Source organism: Tardiphaga sp. GW822-FHT04G09, assembly GCF_058800725.1.
The window spans coordinates 30479-55314 of the sequence record NZ_JBXAMO010000025.1 but is presented as its reverse complement, the minus strand read 5'-3'; the positions used below and the strand labels follow the sequence as shown (position 1 = coordinate 55314).

Here is a 24836-nt window from a genome sequence, read left to right as displayed (position 1 = left end):
AGACACCTGTGCGAGTTAAAGAGATAGCCGGACGATATTTTGCAAGGTCGCTGCGCTGGTCGCGTCGTATTGTCGATACGTTGACACGTCGCCAGCAGTCCGATGAGCTGGTACGCCGGTTGGAGCGTCAGCTGGAGCGGTCGGTAAAGGACCTTTCGTCCAAGATCGAAAGCTCCACCCTAGAGTTGCTGGCCATCAACGCGATGGTGATAAACCAGCAGCACGAGCAGATGCGAATTCTTGAACGGCTCGAAAATTCGAACCGGACCCGCACCGCTGGAACATCTGAATCTGAGAAGTGATTGGCCCCGCGTCGCGGGCTGGGAGTTCGATTTGATATTTCAACGGCTTGCTTTTACATCCTGGTGGTCGTCCGGTGTCACATTGGCGCGAAGCATGTCACGGCATCGCCGGCTGGCGCTCGAACTGTCCAAGCGCGAAATGCTCGACCGCTATGCCGGTCAGTTTTTTGGCGCCGCCTGGGCGTTGTTCCATCCGGCGCTGACGGTCCTGGTGTTCCTGTTCCTGTTCGGCGAAGTACTAAAGCTGAAAATCAGCGGCCCCAACGTTCCAGAGGGCGTCGGCTTCACGACCTACCTTCTGGCCGGCCTTCTGCCGTGGCTGGTGCTGCAGGATGTCATGTCGCGCGGCGCGACCATGATCACGGCGCAGGCGCATCTGGTGAAGCAGGTGGCGTTTCCGCTCGATGTGCTGCCGATCAAATCGATCCCGCCGGCCTTCGTGATCCTGCTGGTCGGCCTGGTCATGCTTGCCTGCTACACCATCGCCTTTGTCGGTCCGCTGCCGTGGACCTACATCATGCTTCCGCTGCTGCTCGCCGAACTGGCCATCACCTGCGTCGGCATCGCCTTGCTGCTGTCAGCCCTGGGCGTCTTCGTGCGCGACTTGAAGGACTTCGTGCAGATCTTCACCTTCGTCGGGATCTACGTGTCGCCGATTATCTACACGATTGACGCCATTCCCTCGAAGCTGCGCGTGCTGATCATGCTGAACCCGTTCACGCCGATCATTCTCGCGTTTCAGGATGCGCTATTCTACGGCGCGTTCATCCACCCGTGGGCATGGGTCATTTCCGGGCTGCTGTCTGTCACCATATTCCTTGTCGGCGCGCGGGTATTTTATTCAACGCGGCATTTTTTCGGAAGCTACCTGTGAGCGCAATCGCCATCTCCATTCGCAACCTGTCGAAGGTCTACAAAGTCTACTTGCGGCCGGTCGATATTCTCTGGGAGCTTTTCACCCGAAAGAGCCGCCACCGCGAATTCTGGGCGCTGCGGGACGTCTCGATCGATGTCAAACGCGGCGAGGTGATCGGTGTGATCGGACGCAACGGCGCGGGAAAGACCACGCTGCTGCGCATCATCGCCGGAACGCTCGATGCCAATTCAGGGACCATCGAGGTCAACGGCAAGGTGTCCGCCATCATGGCTCTGGGCACCGGCTTCAATCTGGATCTCTCCGGTCGCGAGAACATTCTGATCGGCGGCCTCGTTCAGGGGCTGACGCATGACGAGGTCGCGGCAAAGACCCAGGACATCATCGACTTCTCCGGGCTGCGCGACTTCATCGACCAGCCCTGCAAGACCTATTCGAGCGGCATGATCGCCCGCCTCGCCTTTTCCGTAGCAGCAAGCATCGATCCGGACATCCTGATCGTCGACGAAGCGCTGGCCACCGGCGACATGGTGTTCAACGTCAAGAGTTACGCGCGGATGCGGCGCATTGCCCGCAGCGGCGCCACCGTGCTGCTAGTGACACACAGCCTCGCGCAAATCTATGAACTGTGCGACCGCGCGATCCTGATCGAGAACGGCAGCGTCGCGATGATCGGCGAGCCTCGCGTCGTCGGCCAGGCCTATGAAGATCTTCTGCACAAGGAGATGGAGGCCGCCGCAGCTGTCACCGCGCCGACGGCAGCGGCTGTGCCGGTCGCCCAGGCGTTAGCCGAACCGGTGCAGTTGAAAGGCTTCGTTGTCGATAGCGTACAGTTCTCCGATCTGCAGGGCCGGCCGGTGCGCTCGCTCAATTCCGGCGAGACCTATCGCATTACCATTCGCGGCAGCGCGACGGGGCCGATGAAGAACGCGAGCCTCGGCTACAAGATACGCACTCAGTTGGGCACCGAGATCTACGGCACCTCTGCCGCAGAGCTTGGTCGCGGCCTCGACCTGGACGCGGGCCAGCGTGCCGAAGCGGTGTTCGACTTCAAGTGCGATCTCGGTGGCGGCAGCTATTATCTGACGATCGCGACCAGCGAAGGCGACGGACCCGGCGACGAGTCGGCAATCGCGGACTCGACGAGCCTGACGAACGCCCTGTTCTTCGACGTCACCGGCGTGAAGATCTTTGCCGGCATCGTGGATCTCGACAGCCTGCTGCTTCCGTCCGACAGCGCCACGTGAGACATTTACGCAAGAGAGCGAGCAAGTCATGAATCCCAGGCGATGGTTTTCCGGCCCCGGCGCCGCGCCGGCTCCCGAGTCGTCGAGCAATCGCAATGAGCAGATCGCTGCGAATGAGTTGAAGCAGCAGATCGAACAGTTGCGCAACGAAGTCTCCGTGCTGCGGGCGCACAGCACGGAGCTGGAGTACCGCTTTGCCACCTATTATCGCGAGCGTTACAATTGCATCGACAAGCTCGCAGACTATCTGGTCGGCGCGGAGCTTCCGGGCGACGACTATTACGAGTTCGGCGTCTCCAAGGGCGTGACGTTCTCCTACGCCATGCGCACCATGCAGGGCCTGTTTCCGGAGATGAGGTTCATAGCGCTCGACTCGTTCGAGGGACTTTCCGCCGCGCTCGGGCAGGATGCCGTGCAGGGCTATACCAGCGGTTTCCGGGCCGGCGAATTCGCCTGCAGCCAGGAGGATTTCCTGAACAACGTCGCGACCTCCGGCGGCGACGTCTCGCGCATCACGACGGTGCCTGGCTGGTTCGACAAGTCACTGGTCAAGGGCAAGCCAGAGATCGCGGGACTCGGCAAGGTCGCCGCGGCGTGGATCGATTGCGACCTGCACGATTCGACGATTCCGGTTCTCGATTTCCTGACCGAGCGCCTGAGCGTCGGCAGCGTGCTGCTGTTCGACGACTGGCGCTGCTTCCGCAACCTGCCCGACCGCGGCGAGCAGCGCGCCTGCCGCGAATGGCTGGAGCGCAATCCGCAAATCTCGCTTTGCGAATTCGTCGATTTCGGTTTCCACGGCGTATCGTTCACGGTCGAGCGGTGCTGATCGGCCGGGCCGCTCAGGCGAATTGTCGGCGCGGCTCACGAAATGCGGTGTCATAGATGTGCGGACTAGTCGGAATTTTTGGCAGCAGGGATCGCGCGGCGATCGACGCCATGGTCGCGTCGATCGGCCATCGCGGGCCGGATGACGAGGGCACCTATCTCGACGACCGCGTGAGCCTCGGCCACGCCCGGCTGTCGATCATCGACTTGTCGGCGAACGGCCACCAGCCGATGTCCAATGCCACCGGCACGATCGCCATCGTGTTCAACGGCGAGATCTACAACTATCTCGAAGAGCGGCGGACGCTGGTCGCGGCGGGCTGGCCGTTTCGCTCGACCTCGGACACCGAAGTCCTGCTCGCTTTGTACGAGCGCGAGGGTGACGCCTTTCTGTCCCGCCTGCGCGGCATCTTTTCGTTCGCGATCTATGACAGCCGCCGAGGACCCGGCCGCGAACGGCTGTTGCTGGCGCGTGACCAGTTCGGCATCAAGCCGCTGCTCTATGCCGAAACCGACCGCGGCCTCGTCTTTGCCTCCGAGTTAAAGGCCATTCTGGCCAGCGGCCACGTGGCGCGCCACATCGATCGTGAGGCGCTGCGCACTTTGCTCACCTTCGGCTCGGTGTCGCAGCCTCACACGCTGATCGTGGGCGTCCGCCAGTTGCCATCTGCCTACAAGCTGGTGGTCGATGAAACCGGGCATCATCTCGCGCCCTACTGGTCGTTCGCCACCGACCGCGTCGCCGGGCTGCGAAAGAGCCCCTACCCGGTGATCCAGCGGCGCGTGCGCGACGCCGTGGTGCGTTCCGTGGAAATGCAGATGGTCGCCGATGTCAAGGTCGGCGCGTTCCTCAGCGGCGGCGTCGATTCCTCGCTGATCGTGGCGCTGATGGCGCGGCACAGCGGCTCGCAAATCGAGACCTGTTCGGTCGGGTTCGAGACCGGCGCCAATGCCGACGACGAAACCGAAGACGCGGCCGAGATCGCGACGCTCCTCAAGACGAAGCACCAGCGCATCGTGGTCGGCGAGAACGAGGTGAGCGATCATCTCTTGCGCTTTGTCGCCGGGCTCGACCAGCCCTCGGTGGACGGCATGAACAGCTACTTCGTGTCTCACGCTACCGCGCAGACCGTGAAAGTCGCATTGTCTGGCACCGGCGGCGACGAATTGTTTGCAGGCTATCCCTGGTTCGCCGGCATGATCCCCGAATTCGATGCGCACGTGCGCCGCCCCGATCCTGGCATCCTGGAACGCCTGAAGTCGATGTTCGGCGCCACGGCGCCCGCCGTTCCCGACGGGGGATACACGACGGAGTTTCTCGAAAACTACGGCCGCCTGTATCATTGCTTCGGCCCTGCGGCCGCCGCCGGTCTGCTGTCGCTGACCACGCCCCGCTCGATGGCGTCAGATCTGCTGCCGCTCGACCAGCTACCCCAGGCGGATGTGCTGGACCGCGTCGGTGCGCTGTGCCTGAACGGCTATACTCGCAACCAGCTGCTGCGCGACATCGACGCCACCTCGATGACCAACTCGCTGGAAGTCCGCGTCCCGTTCCTCGACGTCAATATCGCGGACATCGCGTTCTCTCTGCCACGCGACGCCAAGGTCGCGCCCGGCCATACGCCGATGGCGCTCGGCGCCAGCTACGACGAGAGCGGCGTCAAGCGCGTACTGATCGATGTGGCGCGCGAGTTTCTGCCGGCTGACTTCTTTTCACGGCGTGGCAAGCGCGGCTTCAGCCTGCCATTCGGCGACTGGATGAAGGGACCGCTGCGCGACATCCTCGAGGACACGTTGTCGGACGACGCCGTGCGCCGCCGCGGCCTGTTCGATCCCGCGATCGTCGCGGGCATCAAGCTCGAGTTTCTCGACGGGCATCGGGCCTGGAACGGGACCTGGCTGCTGATGGTGCTGGAACTGTGGATGCGCGAAGTGTTTGATAAGGCCGGCCCCTATCGCCTGCCGTCCGTCGCCCGGAAGGTTGCAGCCTGATTGATCCGATCGCGGGGCCCGCAAGGCGGCGCTTTGATTGACATGCAATTTCGTAAATGTAACCAGACGTGTATGCTCGGCCGGGCAAAAACGTTTTGACAACCGGCTGTGACCTTGCAATGGAACAGCCACCACAGGATCCCGCCACGGACGATCCGGATCGGACCGCGCGCCTTCGCTAGCACGGTCTCCGAGCCACTCGGCCGCAACGGGAGCCTGATCGCCGGAGATCAACGAAAAGGTCTCTTTGGCGACTTCCAATTTCTGTTTCATGTCTCTCACAACCAATTTTCGATGAAGGCAGCGCGCGATGGCAAGCAATACCAGCAAGAGTTCTGCTTTCGTCCGCCGCGCCCAGAACGTGATCCTGCGTCGCGCGATCAAGCTGGCCCGTCGGGTGGCCGGCCCGGCCATCCAGCGCATCCTGATCGAAGAGCGTCAGGCGCCGCAGCAGCTAGCCGCGTCCCCCGTTGCCAAACTGGGCGACGGCCAGACCCTGCAGAGCATTGCAAAACTGCTTTCCGCTGGCGATGGCCAGACCGAGATGAGCACCGACGCTGCCGTGCTCGAACTCGCGCGCCTGATCGCACCGAAGCTCGCTGCGATGCCCGGCAATCCGGCGCACGGCATTTTCTATCCGCACGGCCTGCATCTGCTGCCGAAGCACTTCTATCTCCCGATTCCGGATGACGGCGACCAGCTCGACGAGTTCTGGACCACGCCCAGCGAGATGGTCGGCGTGGAGATGAATAACGCCTCGCAGCTTTCGTTGATGAAGGACGTGCTGCCCCGCCACCTCGCCGAATTCCGCCAACAGTTTTCCGTCACCGACGCCAAGGAACGGACTGAGTTCTACCTGCTCAACGGCAGCTACATGGCGGTCGACGCGCATGTGTATTACTCGTTGATCCGCGAAACCAAGCCGAAGCGCATCGTGGAAATCGGCACCGGCTATTCCACGATTCTGGCCTGCCATGCGGGCAAGCTGAACAAGGAAGAATTCGGCGTCGCGCCGGTGATCACCGCGATCGACCCCTACCCCTGGGAAGTCTTCAAGGACGGTCTCGCCGGCCTCGACGAAGTCGTTCCCAAGAAAGTGCAGGACGTGCCGCTCGACGTGTTCACGTCGCTCGAAGCCGGTGACATCCTGTTCATCGATTCCACGCATGCGCTGCGCTCCGGTAGCGACGTCCAGTACGAATTCCTCGAAATCCTGCCGCGCCTGAAGCCGGGCGTGCTCGTGCATGTCCACGACGTCAGCCTGCCGCTGCCCTATCCGAAAGTGTACTACGACACCCAGACCTACTGGAACGAACAGTATCTGCTGCAAGCGTTTCTGGCGCACAGCTCGCGCTTCGAAGTGGTGTGGGCCGGCAATTACATGCTGATCAACCATCCCGACGTCACGCTCGACACCTTCCCCGAGTTCAAGCTGATGAAGGCCAAGTGGACGTCATCGGAGCCCACGGCGTTCTGGATGCGCTCGAAGTAGGCGCGTCCTCCGCACTCGTTTCAAGATCGATGTCAGGCAACCGGTTGATGGCGAAAAGTCTGGTCATTGGTGCTTCCGGCCTGGTCGGCGGTTACATCCTGCAGCATTTGATCGCGCGCAGCGAGACGCCGTTCGCGCTGTCGCGATCGCCGCGGCCGAATTCGGAAGCCGTCGAATGGTTCGTGGGCAATTTGCTTGATGCGGCCGCAATCGACATTCCGCCGTTCGAGACCTTGTACTGCACCGCGCTGGCCGAACAGCTGGTGCAGGCGCTGCCGCGGCTGATCAATCCCGCGCTGAAGCGCGTCGTCGTCATCACCTCTACCAGCATCGTCACCAAGATCGACTCGGAAATACCGGCCGAGCGCGAGCTGCTGCAACGCTACGCCGAGAGCGAACGACGCCTCGCCGAACTCTGCGAGCAGTCCGGCATCGAATGGACGATCCTGCGGCCGACGGTGATCTACGCCGAAGGACGCGACGGCAACATCACGCGCATCGCCCGGCTGATCGAGAGATTGGGTTTCATTCCGCTGGCCGGATCTGGCAAGGGCCTGCGTCAGCCGGTCCATGTGGAAGATGTGGCGATCGGCGCGGTCGACGCCGCGGCGAGCGCAGCGGCCGCCAATCGCATCTACGCCATTCCCGGGGGCGATACCATTTCCTACCGCGAAATGGTCGGGCGCGTTTTCGACGGCACGCGGCGTCCGCGCCGCATCATATCGATCGAACCGGCGATCTGGAGAACGGCCTTCTTCGTGCTCAATCGATGGCTTCCCAACGCCAACACCGCCATGGGAACGCGGATGTCGAACGACATGGTGTTCGACCCGGCGCCGGCCAGGAACGACTTCGGGTGGAATCCCCGTCCCTTCCGCCCTCGTTTTGGCTGACAGCTCGGGACGCATTGCGCGGGAGCGTCAATGTCGGCAACCGAATCAGCGCGCGACGCTCCCAGTCGGTAACGACGTCACGGATGCCCGTGCGGACGGATCGACCGTCAGGTCAACCGACCTGTGATTTCGGAAGTACAGCCGCTCGGCGACGAGGAACGAAACCCAGCTGATCGCCGACGCGCCGTATCGTCGGGAATTGTCGAGCCGGACAAGCAAGCAGCAGACATCGACAAACAGCAACGCGAAGACGAGCTGACCCGCGCTGCGCATGTGGCAACTACGTTGAATCATGTTTTCCCCCGACCTGCCCGAAGCAAGTCGTAACACTAGCTGAAGCCTACGGACGCCAAAAGAGCCACCTCGCTCGGCGATTCGCAGCGACATAAGCGCCAAGTATCATTGGCATATCAGCATTCGTCGGCATTCCGACAGCGCAACGGGCACAGCCGTAGCTTCGGCGCCATACAAATGTCGTTGGCCGCAGAAGTCGGCGAACAGATCGATGAATTACAGACGAGTTTGGATGTGGCACTGACGAGATTTGCGGCGCTCTGAAAAGGCAGGTCAATTGCTAAGGGCGAATGGGCAATGATTGCTTATCGGTTTTTTGAATGCGTAAGCGTAGCCTCCTTGAAATTAGGTGGCTAGTCGGGAAAGAGCACAATGCAAAACAGATATGAAATTTGGCGCTTGATGGCCTTGGCACTTGCTGGGATAGCGTTCTTAATGTTGGCATATTTTTCGGGAGGGTGGACCCTTCGTTTCAGTCAACCACCCGCAACTCAGGAAAATACACGTCAACTAGGTCGTTAGTCGGAATACGGAAGCGCCGACAGCCATGCGGTGGTGCGCGAACTCGCGTGCACCAACGTCATCAAGGTTGACACGCTAAGTGTCACGACGCCGGTGGTGAATGAAAGCCCGGCGGCTGCAGCTCTCATTTGCAGAGCCTGCACAGCAGCAGCGGGCGACGGCATGAACCTTCTGGTCCAAAGGGCTGGCGTAGGTCAATATTTTTGCCCTGCCTTCGAAGTCAAACCTTACATTTACCATGAGAGGCCGCGCCAGATCAATCAGGGCATTATCAGTGGCGGCGGGCTTCGGCGCGCTCGAAGAACGTGCGCATCGGTCATAATCCGAACCGAATGAGCTGATTTCTTCCGGAGACCAGATTTTGAAAGTTAAATCATGAAGCGCGCTCTCATCACCGGTGTTACAGGACAGGACGGCGCCTATCTGGCGGCGCTGCTGCTCGACAAAGGCTACGAGGTCTATGGCCTAGTCAGGCGTTCGAGTTCCGCCGATGTGATCGACGCCAAGCTACGCTGGCTCAAGATTCAGAACGACGTGAAATTCATCGACGGCAATCTGCTTGATCTGTCATCGTTGATCCGAACGATGCGCGGCGTCAAGCCCGATGAGGTCTACAACCTTGGTGCCCAATCCTTCGTGAAATCGTCATGGAGCCAGCCGCTGCTGACGGGACAGGTCACCGGCCTCGGCGCCGCCAACGTTCTCGAGGCCGTGCGGCTCGACGCGCCGCAGGCGCGGTTCTATCAGGCTTCCTCCTCGGAAATGTACGGCCTGATCCAGGAGCCGGTACAGAACGAAACCACGCCGTTCTATCCCCGCTCTCCCTACGCCGTCGCCAAGGTTTTCGCGCATTACATGACCGTCAACTATCGCGAGAGTTTCGGGCTGCATGCCAGCAATGGCATTCTGTTCAATCATGAATCCCCGGTACGCGGTATCGAGTTCGTCACCCGCAAGGTTACCGACGGCGTTGCGCGCATCAAGCTCGGCCAGCAGAAAGAACTGCGGCTCGGCAATATCGATGCTAAGCGCGACTGGGGGCATTCGAAAGACTTCGTCCGCGCGATGTGGCTGATGTTGCAGCAGGACGTCTCCGATGACTATGTCATCGCCACCGGACGTACCACCACCGTACGCGACATGTGCCGCATCGCCTTCGACCATGTCGGCCTGAACATCAACGACCATCTCGTGATCGATCCCGCGCTGTTCCGGCCGGCGGAAGTCGATCTGCTGCTTGGCAATCCGGCGAAAGCCCACGCCAAGTTCGGCTGGAAGGCGGACATCTCGCTGGAGGAAATGATCCGCGAGATGGTAGAAGCCGATCTGAAGCGGATCAAGCAGCAGATCGGTTAGCCGGATGAACCTGAATGGGCCGATGCAGGTTCTCATCACGGGGGCCAGCGGATTCGTCGGTGACCACCTCGTCCGGAGACTGAAAACCGTATTGCCGGCCGATGGCCAACTTCTCCTGGCGGACAGACACGCCGGCGGCAACGCCAATCTGCCGAACTGCAAGAGCATTCACCTCGACATCACCGATGCGGATGAAGTGGATCGCGTCATTCAAAGGGAGCGGCCGACGCATGTTGTGCATCTCGCCGCCATCGCGGCCGTCACCGCAGCCAACCGCAATGTCCGGCTCGCCTGGAACGTGAATTTCTCCGGCACGCAGAACATCGCGCTGGCCATCTCCGAGTTCGCGCCGGAATGCCGGCTGCTCTATTGCAGCAGCGCCGAAGTCTATGGCGCCAGCTTCAAAAGCAATGCGGCGCTGGATGAAAGTGCCCTGCTGCAGCCCATGAATCCCTACGGAGCGGCGAAGGCGGCGGCCGATATCATGCTAGGCCAGATGGCGCTGAATGGCCTGCGTGTTCTGCGGCTGCGCCCGTTCAATCATACAGGCCCCGGCCAAAATACCCAGTTTGTCATTCCTGCCTTCGCAGCTCAGATCGCCAAAATAGAACGTGGCGAACAAGAGCCGGCAATCCGCGTCGGTGACCTCCGAAGCCGCCGCGACTTTCTCGACGTACAAGACGTGGTCGACGCCTACGCCGAGGCTCTGCTGCGGTTTGACGACCTGCCGAATGGCGCCGCCATCAATCTTGCATCGGGCGATGCCCGCGCTATTCAGGAAGCACTCGACATCCTGGTGTCGCTATCGCGCGTGAAGATCGATGTAGCAATCGACCCCGCGCTGCTGCGCCCCAATGATACGCCGGTCGTGCTAGGCAATGCGGGGCGCGCCCGCGACTGGCTCGGATGGGCACCAACACGAAGCTGGAACACGATGCTGGAGTCGGTGCTGAATTACTGGCGCCAGCAACCTTAGCCAGGCAGCGGAAGCTCGGGCGGGGTGTCGCGGTCCGTTCCGCTGAATAATTCGGCGCGCCCCGCCATCAGTCTCGTCACCCGTTTTGTGACGTCCGGATTACATGGATTTCTGCACAAGCTGGCGGGGATGCACTCCTCGCCAGCCCACAGGAGGGCATGACAACGCTGCCGGTTTGCGCGAAAGGTAATGTCTCGGCCCAACCTTGCGTCATTCCGGAGCCCTCTGAATGCCCTTCCCGCGCGCCTCGCAGGCCCTCTCCCGCTTTACCGTGCTCGACCTGACTCGGATCCGCTCCGGCCCGACGGCGGTCCGGCAGTTCGCCGATTGGGGTGCCAATGTCATCAAGATCGATGCGCTGTCGGACGATGCCGCGGGGGAACAACCCGGCGGCCCGCGCCAAGGTTCCGACTTCCAGAATTTGCACCGCAACAAGCGGGCCATGACGCTGAACCTCAAGGACCCCCGCGGCCTGGCCGTTTTCAAGCGGCTGGTCGAGAAGGCCGACGTGGTGGTGGAGAATTTTCGCCCGGACGTAAAAGCCCGGCTCGGCATCGATTACGAGAGCCTGAAGGCGATCAATCCCGGCATCGTCTATGGCAGCATCTCCGGCTTCGGCCAGGACGGCCCCTATCACAAGCGGCCGGGCTTTGATCAGATTGCACAGGGCATGGGCGGCTTGATGTCGGTCACAGGGGCCCCGGGCGAAGGCCCGATGCGGGTCGGCATTCCCGTGGCCGATCTCACCGCCGGGCTGTTCTGCGCCTTGGGCGTGCTTACTGCGCTGCTGGAGCGCGATGTCTCCGGCCAGGGCCAGTGGGTCCAGACCTCGCTGCTGCAGGCGCAGATCTTCATGCTGGATTTCCAGGCCGCGCGCTGGCTGATGGAACAGGACGTCCCCAAACAGGCCGGTAACAATCACCCGACCAGCATCCCCACCGGCGTGTTCAAGACCTCCGACGGCTACATCAATATCGCCACCACCGGCGGCAAGATCTGGGAGCGCTGCGCCCAGGCCATCGGCGCCGCCGAACTGATCACCAATCCCGATTACGCCACCGGCCCTGCCCGGTCCAAGAACCGTGACGCGCTCAATGCAGCGATCGGCGCCTGTACCGAAAAGCGCACCACCGAGGAATGGGTCAACGATCTCAATGCCGCCGGCGTGCCATGTGGCCCGATCTACTCCGTCGACCAGATGTTCGCCGACGCCCAAGTCAAGCATCTCGGCCTTGCCCAGGACGTACCCAACGACCAGAACCGCAAGATCACGCTGGTCGGCCAACCCTTCACGCTGTCGCGCACGCCGAGCCAGATGGCAGCGCGTCCCCCGGAAGTCGGCGAACAGACCGAGGAGCTACTCGCCGAGTTCGGTTTCGGCGCCGAGGAGATTGCTGAATTGCGCCGCGGCAAGGTGGTCTAAGGCGCGAGCTATCGAGTACTATGAAAATTAACGCCAGTTGCTGCATTGATCAGGAGCACATTTTCGTCCAGGCGCAGTCGATCGGAGATCGTGCTGCGCCTCGAACCCGCAGGAAGGCTCCATGACCGCCCCGCCTCGCGTTGCTATCCTGATCCCCTGCTTCAATGAAGAGGTCGCAGTCACAACAGTCGTGAACGATTTCCGCAAGGCGCTGCCCGCCGCCACGATTTATGTCTACGACAACAATTCGACAGATCGAACGCGGGAAGTCGCGTCGCAGGCGGGGGCGATTGTTCGCAGCGAGCCCCGCCAGGGCAAGGGTCATGTCGTCCGCCGCATGTTCGGTGACGTCGATGCCGATATCTATGTTCTCGTAGATGGCGATGCGACCTACGACGCGACGTCCGCGCCGGCCATGATCGAAGCGCTGTTAAAAGGTCGTCTCGACATGGTCGTGGGCCGCCGCATCGAGCGGCAAGTTGCCGCCTATCGCCTTGGCCACCGTACCGGCAACTCACTGCTCACCGGCTTTCTGTCAATGACGTTCGGTCAGAACTTCAAGGATGTGCTGTCGGGCTATCGCGTATTCTCGAGACGCTTCGTCAAATCCTTGCCGGTGCTGTCCGATGGTTTCGAGATCGAGACCGAACTGAGCATTCATGCGCTGCAGCTCGCACTACCGGTCGCTGAAATCGAGACGCCGTATTTCGCGCGACCGCAGGGCTCCACCAGCAAGCTCAGCACGTGGAAGGACGGCTTCCGGATCCTCGGCACCATCATGAAGCTCTATCGTTCGGAAAAGCCCCTGCGCTTCTTCGGCACGATCGGCCTGTTTTTCGGCATCGTCTCCATCGGCTTCGCGATTCCCATCGCCGTCACCTATCTGGAAACAGGGTTGGTGCCTCGGCTGCCCACCTCCGTGCTCTCGACCGGCCTGATGATCGTCGGCGTACTCTCATTTTCGTCGGGCCTCGTCCTCGACACTGTCACCCGCGGACGCCGCGAGATGAAGCTGCTGGCATATCTGGCGCAGCCGTCATTGCCGGATTAGGCCTGCATCTAGCCGAGCACCAGCTTACGTCGTCAGCGGCCCCGGACGCCAGATGCGTGCAAGGTCGTAAGGGCTCGAACGATCACCGGTCAAAACAGCAGCCTGATCGCCAGCGTGGGATGGTCGCCTCTCCAAAGCAAACCAAGGCGATGCGAGCTGGCGCGGCGTGTCTCCCCCACCTTGATCGTCCCTTCAGTAGTTGGCTTCGCCGCTTCCGCCCAGCACCGAGACCCGCCCTGCAGGGCGCAGGTGTTTGCCCGCTCGGTGCGGCGGTGTGAAGCAAACGACTTTTTTGCGCCCGGGTGCGAGATGAAAGTAATTGTCGTCGGGCACGAAACTGTCGTCCACGATCTCGACGAATCGTGTTGTCGTGTCCGTCTGCAGTTCCAGGAAGAAACCGTTTCGATCTTCGCCAAGCACTGCGTTGATGGCATGATCGGATTCCACCGCGGGGATCCCAATGAAGTGGAAAGCCTCGACATGCTGGCCCGCGATTGGCATCTCGAACGTCGCATGAACCACATCATGCGCGGCCGGTCCAAACCGATAACAGTGACCTGCGTCGAAGAAGCGATCAAACAGGTCGAACGCCCCGATGGAGAGCCCTGCATGGGCCGCAACCGTCACGTCACGGGCCGCTTCGATCACCGGTATCGCACCGTCTTTCAGGCAGCGCAAAGTGAGCCTGCCGGTGACGGCGTGTGGCGTGTCGTTGACGAGATGCAGGTAAAGCCCATTGGTGCCCTCGTCGGTGATGGACAGCCGCAGTGGCAAGGAAGCCCGCCGAAGCGCGTAGACGGCCGACTTGGGGCGTCCGTCCGAATCCACAAGACCCCAGCCTGCACCAGGCCACAGGTCGCGCCACAGCCATAGCAATGCGCCCGCTGTTGCGGACGCGGGACGGCGCCATTCATCAATGGTGCGTTCGATCACCTCGGCGACGACTGCTCGCGACAATTGGCGCCAGCGCATGGAATCGCTGTGGCGCAGGCTGCGGCCGTCTTCATTCCAAAGCGAAGTTAGATAATATTCGCGGATGTCCTCGAAATCCCAGGACGAGCCGCCATCGCGGGGCACACGCCTCAGCCAACGGACCGGATCAGCGCTCGGATCAAGTTGACAGGATGCAAATTGGCGATCGTCCGGCAAGTTGGCAAAAGCCAGGCATTCAGAAGCAAAGCGGACATTGGCTCGGCGTGCGTCGGCGAGCGGCCGCATGTAGGCACCGACGCCGTAGTAGTGCGATGGCCCCGCTTCGGACACGAACGGAAGCGCTCCCCCCGACGGCGAACCCGGCGCATAGACGGCGTCCGACCATTGCACAAGAATCTCGGGGATCACCGTCTCGGCGAGCGGTGTGCCGCGCATCTGGCGCGGCAACCCCATCATCGCTGCCTGCTGTCCAACTTCGCTTCCGCCGCACATAACGGTGAGAGACGGCGACGCGCTCAATCGGCGCAGGAGCGTCGTGATCTCGCTGCGGATGATGTCTGCGAATGCGGCATCCGATGGATAGTCAAAATTGGCCATCATCGCGTCCTGCCAGACGAGAATGCCCATCTCATCGCAAGCGCGGTGGAATTCGGGCGTCTCGTACAGCATCGTGCCGCTCAGGCGCAGCATGTTCAGGCCCGCGCTTTGCACCAGGCTGAGGTCTCGGATGTAGTCGGCATCAGACGCCTGCAGATCGACGATATCGATCGGGGTCCAGCACGCGCCGCGGCAGAAGATCCTCACGTCGTTCACAAGGATCGTAAATCCGTGGCCATCCGGTCCCCGCTCGAATCCGATCTTGCGAAAGCCCGTCTTCCCGAGATCGACATGGACCTCGCCGATCTGGATGTCGACCACATGTAACGTCGGCGTGCCATGGGTGTGTGGCCACCATGGCGCGACATCAGGAATGCGCAGCACCCCTTGCCAGGTCGTTGTCCGATCGGACCGGGTGAGCTGAGCGCTCGCGCCGGCACATCGGAGAACCGGAAGCGCTTCGGCCGGTACACCTTCCAACTCCAGCGAGATAGACAGCACGCCATCGGCTTGTTCCAGCTGGGCGCGCAGATCGACATTGCGGGCCACGATCGGCCCCTCCTCGATCAGCAAGACCTCGCGATACGGGCCAACGACGTCTACCGGTGGACACCAGCCGGGCATATGGCCGATCAGCGTGGTGCGCAGGAATCGCAGCCGCGGCTCCTCGATCATCATGATCTTCCACCGTGCCCGCGGGCCTTTCGTTCCAGCCAGCACGCGGCCGAGGCTCCTGAAGGCGATATGCACCCAATGCTCACCGCCGAGAATGATATCAGCCTCGTACGGCTCGAACATCGAGTTACTGGTCAGGATGGGCCTGTCGTCGAAGAAGACCTCAGCGAATGTCGCGAGCCCCTCAAACCGCAGCTTGCGCGGGCCGTGTCCGCTGATCTGGATCCGGTACCAGACGTCCTTGGCGTGCAGCGGCTGTGGCTCGTCGAAGCTCCATTGACCGAGGGCGCGCAGCGCGCCGGCGGCTGTCCCAGGGACGATGGCGGGCAACCATATGGCCTCACGCAACGCGCCAGGCTCTTGCCACGCCTGAGGGAGTGACAGCGCCAGTTCCCAGCCGCTGTCGAGCGACTGCACCTTACGTCCCGTCATGGCGAGGATGTCGGTCATGGCAACACCCGGATCAGGTCACAGGGAAGATCGTGCCGCGGCCCCGCGAGCAACGAAACTGTTCATGAGACTATCGAAAGCGATGTCATAGTCGGTCGCGAGCTGGCTGATGGCATCCGCCACGTCGGGAATTTTGCCGCGGGCCGAAGCACGGGCGAACTGAAACTGCATCATCTTGGTGCCGCCGGCGATAGCCTCTGCGGCGAGCCTTGCGCGCTCCAGCGCCGGGTCAGGCAGCTCCTGCAACCAGGCCAAATAGGACGCCAGCAGTTCGAAATTCGCACCGGCCTGACGCAATGTGCTGAAAGCGTAGGTGTGAAACCACTCGGGAGGCCGTCGCATCAGTTGGGCGATGTCGGCACCGATCATCTCGCCCCAGGCCGCAAATGGATTTTGCGGCGGACGACGGCGCAGATGCTCCGCCAATAGCGTGCGAGATATCTTCATCTGCGCCTGTACAGACGGCGCGGGACCGAACTTGATGAATTCCACATAGGGAAACAGCGGCAGACCGGCGTCACGCGTGGGCCGCATCAAGGCGTCGAAATCATCGCCTTCGAGACGGAAGTAGCCGGCATTGTGAAAGTAGTCGAGTCGGCGATTGACCGAATCCAGCACATTGACGCCAATGGTCGTCTTGCTGTGGCTGTGCCGATAGGTGATGCCGCGGGTGTCCGGCAGATACCAGGAATCGACCTCGATCATGGGCAGGCGGCCGCGCGCCAGTTGCATGCGCACGTGCTCTTCGAGCTCATCGAAGATCGCAAGCTCCAGAATTTCGACGCCATAGAGCCGTGCGAGATCGACAGCCGGAAACTTGAAGAAGGTGAACTGGTCGCCCTCGTAATCCTGCGCGACCGTGAAAGCCAGCGCCGCGCGGGGATCATGCCCACGCTGGCTGAGCACCTCGATCAGCAGATCGACATAGCAATTGGTCTCGGGCCAGTTGCGCGCGGGATCATGCAGTGCATGCCGCACATAGTTTGCCGAATCCAGTCCATCGATGGCGCAAGCGATCTGCAAGACCTAGCCCCACAACACGCGTCGGACATCCGCGGGCCATGCCTCGACCTTTGTGCCGTGGTGGCGAAACAGCGCCAGCGCCGTCCGCTCCAGGCCGAAGCCGACGCAGGCCGAATGCGCGACTTCACCGTCAGCGAACTGCATGCCCCACAGGCTACCGAAATGGTTCTGGTGATAGTTGAACGACAGGCACGCCGTCGGATTTTCATCGCTGGCGACCGGGATCAGCAATTCGAATTTCAGCCCCTGCTCGCGCTGGTTCGACGCCAGCATGCGTCCGGTACGGCCGAAGAACGGATCATTGGCGACATCAATGACGCAAGGCAGACCCAGCGCGTTGATCAGCTGTTCTCCGCGCTCAAGCCAGACGGCACGAAAGGACGTCACGTCGTCGGCGGTGCCGATGCGGACGAATTCGCGCATCCGGAACAGCTGCATCCGCCCCGGATCTTTCGAGGGCTCATGGCGGAAGCAATATGATTTGAGATCGAACAGCCGGCCGCCTTCCGGCACCGGGCCCGCCGCCGCGACGGTGGGATAGAGCGGGTAGCAGGCCGCGGGCGTCAAGGCGACTTCCGTCGCATCCTGCATCTCGGTCCAGTCTTCGCCCCGCTCGATCATGCCGACGAGCTTGGCGTGGTCGGCATTGTCGCCCGTGAAAGAATGGACGCAGCCGGCTAGTTGCGGAAAGCTCTTGAGGTAGCCGGCCTTTTCGAGATTCTTGCGTGGCATGCCCGGCGGAAAATGAATCCGGGTGGCCTGATCGCCGACAGCCATTTTCGTCACCGCGTCTTCGAAGCGATCGATGACTTCCTCGAACACGCCGGCACGGCCATAGAGGCCATCGACGCCGGTCCTGATCAGGATCGATTCATCGAACAGAGCGTCGAGAAACGCTTCGGGACTTTGCACGGCTTTGGCAGGCGCGTTCATCATGTCACTCCAGACCTGAGTCAAATCGGCTCGCGACCACCAGGCCGGCGGTGTTGGCGAGGATACGGTCGTTTGCCACCATCAAGGGCGCCGAAAGCACATCCCTGAGATGGCGGCCGATCGAGAATGGGCCGTCATTGCGATAGCCGGCGATGCCGGTCACCATCAGCGCTTCACGGACAACATCGACGGCCATATTCGAAGCCATGACCTTGAGATTGTTCATTTCGACGGTGAAATTATTCGAGTTCAGATCGTCGTCGTCGCGCTTCGCCGTCTCGAAGCGTTCGATATGAGCGACGAGCGTGGCTTTGAATACCTGCAATTTCGCGGTCGCCTCGGCCAGTCGCGCTGCGCCTGGCAGCGGCCCCGCGAAATCGGGTGGCATGCGCCGCGCCGTTGCCCGAACCGAGGCATGCGCGCGCGACAGAGCATTACTCGCGATCCCGAACCAGACGCTGGCCCACAGCACATGCGCGGTGGCCAGCATGGATTGCACGGCGATCTCGTGAAACGGCTTCGGGAAGATCTGGTCGGCGCCAGCTGTTGCCGTCAGCAGGAAACCTTCGGAGCAGGTGCCGCGCATGCCCAGCGTATTCCACTCGGCAGTGCGTTCGAGTTGATAATCGTGGCGCCGCAGCGCGATCAGGACCTGGTCGGACCCGGCCGACGTCGGGCTGCGGCGCGCAGTCGCCATGATGATGTCGGCTTCCGCGGCGTAAGACAGCACACTCGCCTGTTTGGTCAGGGAAACCCGGTCGCCCGTGACCTCGATCGCGCAATTGGAGACACGCATATCGCCGCCAATGCCGGCTTCCGTGGTCGATGACGCAATGAGCAGCTGCTTTGTTGCCACATCGCGCATCAGCGCACGGTGATAGTCGGTGTCCATCCCATGGGCGACCAGGCTTGAAAGCTTGATCTGATGCATGGCGTAAATCATGCCGCTGGCGCCGCAGGCACCTGCGAGAATGGCGCAAAGATCGGCGATCTTGCGCAATTCGAGCTCCTGGCCGCCAAGATCCTTGGGCACCATCAAGCCCAGCATACCGTTACGGCGAAGAGCGTCAAATGTCTGTGCAGGAAACGTCGCGGTTCGGTCTGCAAGCTCCGCATTTGGCGAAGCAACTTCGCTGGCGATCCGCTGCATCACGTCACGCCAGGAGGCGGCTTGCGGCAGGTCAACGCCTTGCTTCACCGCGTTTGGGATCATGGCCTCAGACCTTCTGAGTGGCGAGCTGTTCAACTGCAGCAATCAACCCACCAAGCGTCGCAAATGTCTTGCGAGTGAGAAGACTATTGGGAAACTCGATATCGAATTCTTCCTCGATCGCCAGCATCAGCTGAACCGAACCGAATGACGTCATGCCCGTATCGAACAGATTGTCCTGGTCGGACAAACCATCGATCGGAACAGGGACGAGGTTCATCGATCCGACGATGGCGCGTACACGATCACGCATTGATTTCCTCCAGAGCTATTGAAGTATCGACGGCTGCCTCAAAGCGACCGGCCGTCGTCAGAGCTTGTCGGGTGATATCAGATAAATAACGCGTGAGTCGTAAACAGCATCGAATGCAATGGGTCGTTCCGGTGTAAAGCCCAATGGGTTGCAAGATCGATGTTAGCGAGCGGTTAAATATCCGGATACGAATCGAGCCGAACACGTAATTAATGATGGAATGCGATATCGCATGACACGTTCATCGACCGTCAGCTACGAAATCAAGCTCCAACGGGGCCATGACTTGTCAGATATTGCCCGCTTTTCTGGATGTGACGGACCGGTTCAACGATGATGGTTTCCAAATCATGAATTTTCGATATGGCTCACCGGTCACGTTCGACACGTTCGGCGGCTTCTATCACTCAAGCTGTATTGACCGGCAAGGGCACAAGGCAGTGCTGCTGCTGGCGCCTATCGGATACGAGGAATTGTGCACCCGCGCCACATGGCGCGCTTTGGCCGAGAAGATTGCTCAAGCAGGCCATGCCTGCCTCAGATTCGATTATCCCGGTACTGCAGATGCCATCGATGTTGTTGGCGAGCCTGACGGCCTCTCCGATTGGCTCGTTGCTGCGCGTCAGTGCATGGCATTTTTGCGAGACTGCAATCCCGGCGCCGAACTCGTGCTGGTCGGGCAAGGCGTTGGCGCGAGTCTGGCCGCTCAACTCGGACCGGAATCCCCCGGCATCGCAGCGACGGTTCTGATGGCGCCGGCCGTAAAGGGCCGTTCTTATCTTCGTGAATTGCAAGCTTGGTCGCGTATGGTGACCGAGCGGATGGGGATCGGACCCGATCCCTTGGACGACAGCGGCTACACCGTCGCCGGTCTTCCGCTGGCAAGCAGCCGAGCCGCGGCCATCAAGGCGATTGATCTCACCAAGGCCACTCAGCCTCCCGCCGCACGGGTCCTCCTGGTTGAGCGCGCACAAATGTCTCGCGACAGATCGCTCGGCAACCACCTGCAGACGCTCGGAGCTGATGTGTCGTCGATCGACTACGCGGGTTATGAAGTGATCATGCAAAACCCAACTGTGGCTGAACCACAGCTCGGCACGCTGGCACGCATCGTGTCGTGGATCGACGATCTCGTGACCGCTCCAATGACAGGCGCCAAATTGCCTACAAAGGAGCCCACGCCTGCACGGCCAATCGCCGGCCCTCACTATGAAGAACTACCCGTTCGGTTCGGGCCGGATGACCGGTTGTTCGGTGTCTTGTGTCAACCGCTCGGTCGCAAGCCGTCAGCCATAGCGGTTTTGGCCAATTCGGGGCGGGACTATCACATCGGCTGGGGTCGCGCAGCAGTCGAACAGGCCCGCGCCCTCGCGGAGCGCGGGATCGCCTCGTTCAGATTTGACGCCGGCGGCATCGGCGACAGTCCGGCTTCGGCAGGTGCGCCGGCCGAAGTGCTTTACTCGGACGAGCAACTTGCCGACATGCATCACGCGATCGACCATGTTGCGAAGCTCGATGCCGGCCCGATCGCTCTGGTCGGGCGCTGCAGCGGGGCCTACGCCGCATTCCAGGCAGCGGTGCAGGATGTGCGCGTTCGCAATGTTGTCGTCATCAATAATATGCGTTTTGTCTGGGACCCCCGGGAAACTGTCGCAGAGGCGCTACAATCGGCCCATCGAACCATCGGTGGTTCCGTTTCGCTACTGTTCAGCAAACGAAGCCTGAGACGACTGCTGTCAGGCAACTTGCGTCTCAAGGCCCCAATCGCATTCGTCTCCAAACGTCTCCTTCAAATCCTCTCGTTGAGACCGAGCCAAATCCTTGCGCGCCGCAAGCTCTATGGCGAAGGTCATCGCCGCTTCCAAACTCTCGCAAATCGCGACGTTCGCCTGGCGATGCTGGTTTCGGAGGGAGATCACGCGCTGGGTGAATTCCACACCTATATGGGACGAAAGGGCGCGCGGCTGCGCCGTTATCCGAACGCGTCGATTTCGATCATCCCCAATGCCGACCACGATTTCACGCATGCGTATGCGCGCGCGCGATTGACGAACGCCTTGTGCGACGTGCTTGCGGCATCCTCACGGCAGTAACATCGCGAGGGAAACTGCTGAATTCTCCAGAGCGATCGTTCGGGAGGATCACATGCTCTTGAGGGCCAGACGGCGGGTCAAGGCGTTTGAGCCATTGGCCGCAGTATCCGGCCTACCCCACTGAACGCCTTGTCGATGAGCGGCCAGAACAGCAGCGTGATCGCCAGCGTGGTGATGGTGCCGACCAGTCCATTCGACCAGAACACCCCGACGCTGCCGCCGGAGCCGATCATGGCAAGGCGGAACGCATCCTCGGCGCGGCTGCCGAGCACCAGCGCCAGCGTGAACGGCGCGAGCGGAATACCGATCTTCTTGAACACATAGCCGACGACGCCGAAGCCCAGCATCAGCCAGATGTCGAACATGGCATTCTGGATCGCATAGGCACCGATGGCACAGGACACCACGATCATCGGCGCCACTGCCGCGAAGGGCACGCGCAGGATCGAGGCGAAGATCGGAACCGTCGTCAGGACGATGACGAGACCGACCACATTGCCGAGATACATCGAGGCGATCAGGCCCCAGACGAAATCCTTGTGCTCCACGAACAACAGCGGCCCGGGATTAAGGCCCCACACCATCAACCCGCCCAGCAGGATTGCCGCAGTGCCGGAGCCGGGGATGCCCAGCGCGAGCATCGGCAGCAACGCCGCGGTGCCCGACGCGTGTGCCGCGGTTTCCGGCGCGAACACCCCCTCGATGCGGCCTTTGCCGAAGCTTTCGGGATCCTTGGAGAAGCGCTTGGCGAGGTTGTAGCCCATAAAGGATGCGGCGATGGCGCCGCCCGGCGTGATGCCGAGCCAGCAGCCGATCACCGAGGAGCGCAGCAGCGTCGCCCAGTATTTCGGCAGGTCCATCCAGACCCTGAGCACAGTGCGCAGGCTGATCTTGGCGGCGTGGCCGCGCAGCGCGAGGCGCTCTTCCATCGTCAGCAGGATTTCGCTGATGCCGAACAGGCCGATCACGGCGACGAGGAAGTTGATGCCGCGGAGCAGATCCGTCGAGCCGAAGGTCATGCGGAGCGTGCCGGACACTGTGTCCATGCCGATGCCGGCGATCAGCAGGCCCAGCGCCATGGAGATGACCGTCTTGTGCTTGGCCTCGCGGCCGAGGCCGACAAAGGAGCAGAAGGTCAAAAGATAGACCGCGAAGAATTCCGGCGGCCCGAATTTCAGCGCAAATGACGAGATCATCGGCGCGAGGAACGTGATCAGCAGCACGGCCACGAGCGAGCCGATGAAGGATGAGGTGAATGCCGCCGTCAGCGCTTCCGCAGCCTTGCCCTGCTGCGCCATCGGATAGCCGTCGAAGGTGGTGGCCACCGACCACGCCTCACCGGGGATGTTGAACAGGATCGAGGTGATGGCGCCGCCGAACAGCGCGCCCCAATAGATGCAGGACAGCATCACGATGGCCGATGTCGGGTCCATGGTGAAAGTCAGCGGCAACAGAATGGCCACGCCGTTGGGGCCACCGAGGCCCGGCAGCACGCCAACAAAGATGCCGAGCACGAGACCGACGATCATCAGCGAGATGATCTTCCAGGTCATCAGCACGGCAAATCCGTGCATCAACAGTCCGAAGGCTTCCATATCAGTAGTCCTAGCGACCGAGAGCCGATTCAATCGGCCCCTTCGGCATGATGACGTCGAAGGCGACATCGAAGGTGACGAACATGATCGCGGTGAACACGAAGGCGGTGAGCAGCGACTTCCACAGCGCGATCTTGCCGACCATGCGCATGAAGCCGGCGATCAGCACGAAACTCGCGACATAGATGCCGAGGAACTGTGTGGCCACGCAGAACAACGCCGTCGGCACGAAGACGAGCGCCACGCGCCGCAATTGCGCGCGGGTGACGAAGGTGTCATCGCTCTTGCTGCGCGCGAGCAGCGTCGTAATCAGGCCGTACAGGCTGGCGCCGCCGAGAATGACCGACAGATAGAACGGGAAGTAGCCTGGCTGAGGCCCGGTGGAATCCCAGGCGATGCCGGTACGCCAGTTGTCGAAGCCGAGTGCGATGGCAAGTGCCAGCAGCACCAGCGAAACGATGATCTCGATGGTGCGCGTGCTGACCACCGACGGGGAATCATCCTCCGGCGCGGTCGGGTCTTCGACGATGATTTCGAGCTCGGTATTGGACATGAGGATTTTTCTTTCCCTTCTTCCCTGGTGGGAGAAGGTGACGCGGACGTCGTCCGCCTCGGATGAGGGGTAATGCTGGGCGCGGAGTCTGTGGCTACCCCCTCCCGTCTCGAACGCCACGCGGTTCGATCCCCCCTCCCCAAAAGGGGGAGGGAAGAAAGCGAGCGATCGATTTACTTCGCCACAAATCCCGCTTCGGTCATCAGGGACTTGTTGAGCGCATCATCCTCTTCGAGGAACTTCTGCATCTCCTGCCCCTTGAGGAAGATCGGCTTCAGCGCCTGCTTCTCCATGTAGTCCTTGTATTCGGCCGTCTTGGTCACCTTCTCGAACAGGTCGACATAGAAGGCCTGCTGCTCGGGCGTCACCTTGCCGGGCAGGAACATGGCGCGCAGCATCAGATACTGCACGTCGAGGCCCTCTTCCTTGCAGGTCGGGATGTCATTCCACGACTGGGTCTCGGTGACCTTGGTCTTGTAGGAGATGCGCTCCTTGTCGAACACGCAGAGCGCGCGGACCTGGCCGGCACGCCAGACTTCGAGATTCTCGGAGGGATTGTTGACGTTGGCTTCCGTGTGATTGCCGACCAGCTGCGTCGCCGCCTCGCCGCCCGACTTGTAGGGCAGATAGGAGAACTTCGCGCCGGTCTGCTTTTCCATGAATACCGTCAGCACGTGGTCTTCACGCTTGGAGCCGGTGCCGCCCATCTTGAACGGCGAGGATGCCGCCTTGGCCGCTGCGATGAATTCCTTCACGGTCTTGGGGCCTGACGCATTGTCCCACAGCACGAACTGGTCCATCGCAACGACGGAGACCGGCGTGAGGTCGCGCCAGTTGAACGGGATCTTGGCCGACAGCGGCAGCATATAGATCAGCGAATAGGCGATCAGCACCTTGTTGGCGTCGCCGTCGCTGGACTTCATGTAGATCAGCGCTTCTGCGCCGGATGCGCCGCCCTTCAGCGACACCACCACCGGTGCCTTCATCAGATTGTTCTTCTGGATTGCGGCCTGCATCATCCGCGCCATCTGGTCGGAGGCGCCACCGGCGCCCGCTGCAACCACGATTTCGACGGGCTTCGTCGGCTCCCAGGCCATGGCCGGCGACGTGGCCGATGAGAGGATGGGCGCGCTGGCGAGCACGGCTGCTAGCGCAGCTGTGGCCCTGATCGACTTGGACATTGTTTCTTCCCTGTAGACGCAAGCGGACGTTGGACGCCGCCGTTTTTGTTGGTTCTATTCTATTGTGCGGGGATTTGGACGTGAGTTCAA

The 24836-nt window shown here is 61.4% G+C and carries 21 protein-coding genes; 12 read left to right on the top strand and 9 right to left on the bottom strand.

All coding sequences use genetic code 11. The features are described 5' to 3' along the window. Nucleotides 1-8 precede the first annotated feature (8 nt). The 7 genes from AC1RLZ_RS27645 (at nt 9) to AC1RLZ_RS27615 (ending at nt 7628) form a co-directional block, all read left to right on the top strand. A complete protein-coding gene (locus AC1RLZ_RS27645) occupies nt 9-302 on the top strand; it encodes a hypothetical protein (protein WP_493191245.1) in 294 nt (97 codons plus the stop codon). Nucleotides 303-396: 94 nt separating this feature from the next. Beyond that, nucleotides 397-1176, top strand: a complete 780-nt coding sequence (locus AC1RLZ_RS27640) for an ABC transporter permease (RefSeq protein ID WP_493191244.1) — start codon at nt 397-399, stop codon at nt 1174-1176. Further along, nucleotides 1173-2423, top strand: coding sequence for an ABC transporter ATP-binding protein (locus tag AC1RLZ_RS27635; RefSeq protein WP_493191243.1), 1251 nt, complete (start codon nt 1173-1175; stop codon nt 2421-2423). The genes AC1RLZ_RS27640 and AC1RLZ_RS27635 overlap by 4 nt, the downstream gene beginning before the upstream one ends. A 28-nt stretch (nt 2424-2451) precedes the next feature. Further along, nucleotides 2452-3252 (top strand): TylF/MycF/NovP-related O-methyltransferase, encoded by an 801-nt coding sequence (locus AC1RLZ_RS27630; RefSeq protein WP_493191242.1) that lies wholly within the window; start codon nt 2452-2454, stop codon nt 3250-3252. A 56-nt stretch (nt 3253-3308) separates the two neighbouring features. Then, nucleotides 3309-5243 carry an asparagine synthase (glutamine-hydrolyzing) gene (gene asnB, locus AC1RLZ_RS27625; RefSeq protein WP_493191241.1) on the top strand — a complete coding sequence of 645 codons (1935 nt, stop codon included), beginning with the start codon at nt 3309-3311 and terminating at the stop codon, nt 5241-5243. Nucleotides 5244-5553: 310 nt separating this feature from the next. Next, nucleotides 5554-6735, top strand: coding sequence for a class I SAM-dependent methyltransferase (locus tag AC1RLZ_RS27620; protein ID WP_493191240.1), 1182 nt, complete (start codon nt 5554-5556; stop codon nt 6733-6735). Between the two features lie 47 nt (nt 6736-6782). Next, nucleotides 6783-7628, top strand: a complete 846-nt coding sequence (locus tag AC1RLZ_RS27615; protein WP_493191239.1) for an NAD-dependent epimerase/dehydratase family protein — start codon at nt 6783-6785, stop codon at nt 7626-7628. A gap of 45 nt (nt 7629-7673) precedes the next feature. Here AC1RLZ_RS27615 and AC1RLZ_RS27610 read toward each other — a convergent pair whose 3' ends face one another. Beyond that, nucleotides 7674-7901: a hypothetical protein gene (locus tag AC1RLZ_RS27610; protein WP_493191238.1), complete on the bottom strand. Its 228-nt coding sequence runs from the start codon at nt 7899-7901 to the stop codon at nt 7674-7676. 918 nt (nt 7902-8819) lie between these two features. Between AC1RLZ_RS27610 and gmd the strand changes: the two genes are divergently transcribed. The 4 genes from gmd to AC1RLZ_RS27590 all read left to right on the top strand — a co-directional run bounded on the left by gmd (nt 8820) and on the right by AC1RLZ_RS27590 (nt 13250). Beyond that, on the top strand, nt 8820-9800 hold the full coding sequence (gene gmd, locus AC1RLZ_RS27605; protein WP_493191237.1) for a GDP-mannose 4,6-dehydratase: 981 nt from the start codon (nt 8820-8822) through the stop codon (nt 9798-9800). Nucleotides 9801-9804: 4 nt separating this feature from the next. Beyond that, nucleotides 9805-10776, top strand: a complete 972-nt coding sequence (locus AC1RLZ_RS27600) for a GDP-mannose 4,6-dehydratase (protein ID WP_493191236.1) — start codon at nt 9805-9807, stop codon at nt 10774-10776. A gap of 229 nt (nt 10777-11005) precedes the next feature. Continuing rightward, nucleotides 11006-12199, top strand: coding sequence for a CaiB/BaiF CoA transferase family protein (locus tag AC1RLZ_RS27595; protein WP_493191235.1), 1194 nt, complete (start codon nt 11006-11008; stop codon nt 12197-12199). Between the two features lie 121 nt (nt 12200-12320). Next, on the top strand, nt 12321-13250 hold the full coding sequence (locus tag AC1RLZ_RS27590) for a glycosyltransferase family 2 protein (RefSeq protein ID WP_493191234.1): 930 nt from the start codon (nt 12321-12323) through the stop codon (nt 13248-13250). 192 nt (nt 13251-13442) lie between these two features. Here the strand turns inward: AC1RLZ_RS27590 and AC1RLZ_RS27585 are convergent, their stop codons facing one another. From AC1RLZ_RS27585 to AC1RLZ_RS27565, 5 genes are read right to left on the bottom strand one after another with little or no spacing between them, the layout of a single operon-like run. Beyond that, a complete protein-coding gene (locus AC1RLZ_RS27585; RefSeq protein ID WP_493191233.1) occupies nt 13443-15905 on the bottom strand; it encodes a glycoside hydrolase family 2 protein in 2463 nt (820 codons plus the stop codon). 18 nt (nt 15906-15923) lie between these two features. Beyond that, nucleotides 15924-16928: a DUF1839 family protein gene (locus AC1RLZ_RS27580; RefSeq protein ID WP_493191232.1), complete on the bottom strand. Its 1005-nt coding sequence runs from the start codon at nt 16926-16928 to the stop codon at nt 15924-15926. Between the two features lie 3 nt (nt 16929-16931). Next, on the bottom strand, nt 16932-17864 hold the full coding sequence (locus AC1RLZ_RS27575; RefSeq protein ID WP_493191231.1) for an amino acid--[acyl-carrier-protein] ligase: 933 nt from the start codon (nt 17862-17864) through the stop codon (nt 16932-16934). Nucleotide 17865: 1 nt separating this feature from the next. Continuing rightward, nucleotides 17866-19074, bottom strand: coding sequence for an acyl-CoA dehydrogenase family protein (locus AC1RLZ_RS27570; RefSeq protein WP_493191230.1), 1209 nt, complete (start codon nt 19072-19074; stop codon nt 17866-17868). A gap of 4 nt (nt 19075-19078) precedes the next feature. Next, nucleotides 19079-19324 (bottom strand): acyl carrier protein, encoded by a 246-nt coding sequence (locus AC1RLZ_RS27565; protein ID WP_371425151.1) that lies wholly within the window; start codon nt 19322-19324, stop codon nt 19079-19081. 350 nt (nt 19325-19674) lie between these two features. Between AC1RLZ_RS27565 and AC1RLZ_RS27560 the strand changes: the two genes are divergently transcribed. Continuing rightward, on the top strand, nt 19675-21417 hold the full coding sequence (locus tag AC1RLZ_RS27560; RefSeq protein ID WP_493191229.1) for a serine aminopeptidase domain-containing protein: 1743 nt from the start codon (nt 19675-19677) through the stop codon (nt 21415-21417). Nucleotides 21418-21494: 77 nt separating this feature from the next. Here AC1RLZ_RS27560 and AC1RLZ_RS27555 read toward each other — a convergent pair whose 3' ends face one another. The 3 genes from AC1RLZ_RS27555 to AC1RLZ_RS27545 form a co-directional block, all read right to left on the bottom strand. Then, a complete protein-coding gene (locus tag AC1RLZ_RS27555) occupies nt 21495-23012 on the bottom strand; it encodes a tripartite tricarboxylate transporter permease (protein WP_493191228.1) in 1518 nt (505 codons plus the stop codon). A gap of 10 nt (nt 23013-23022) precedes the next feature. After that, nucleotides 23023-23565, bottom strand: a complete 543-nt coding sequence (locus AC1RLZ_RS27550; RefSeq protein WP_493191227.1) for a tripartite tricarboxylate transporter TctB family protein — start codon at nt 23563-23565, stop codon at nt 23023-23025. A gap of 173 nt (nt 23566-23738) precedes the next feature. Continuing rightward, nucleotides 23739-24746, bottom strand: coding sequence for a Bug family tripartite tricarboxylate transporter substrate binding protein (locus tag AC1RLZ_RS27545; protein WP_371423154.1), 1008 nt, complete (start codon nt 24744-24746; stop codon nt 23739-23741). Nucleotides 24747-24836: the final 90 nt, after the last annotated feature.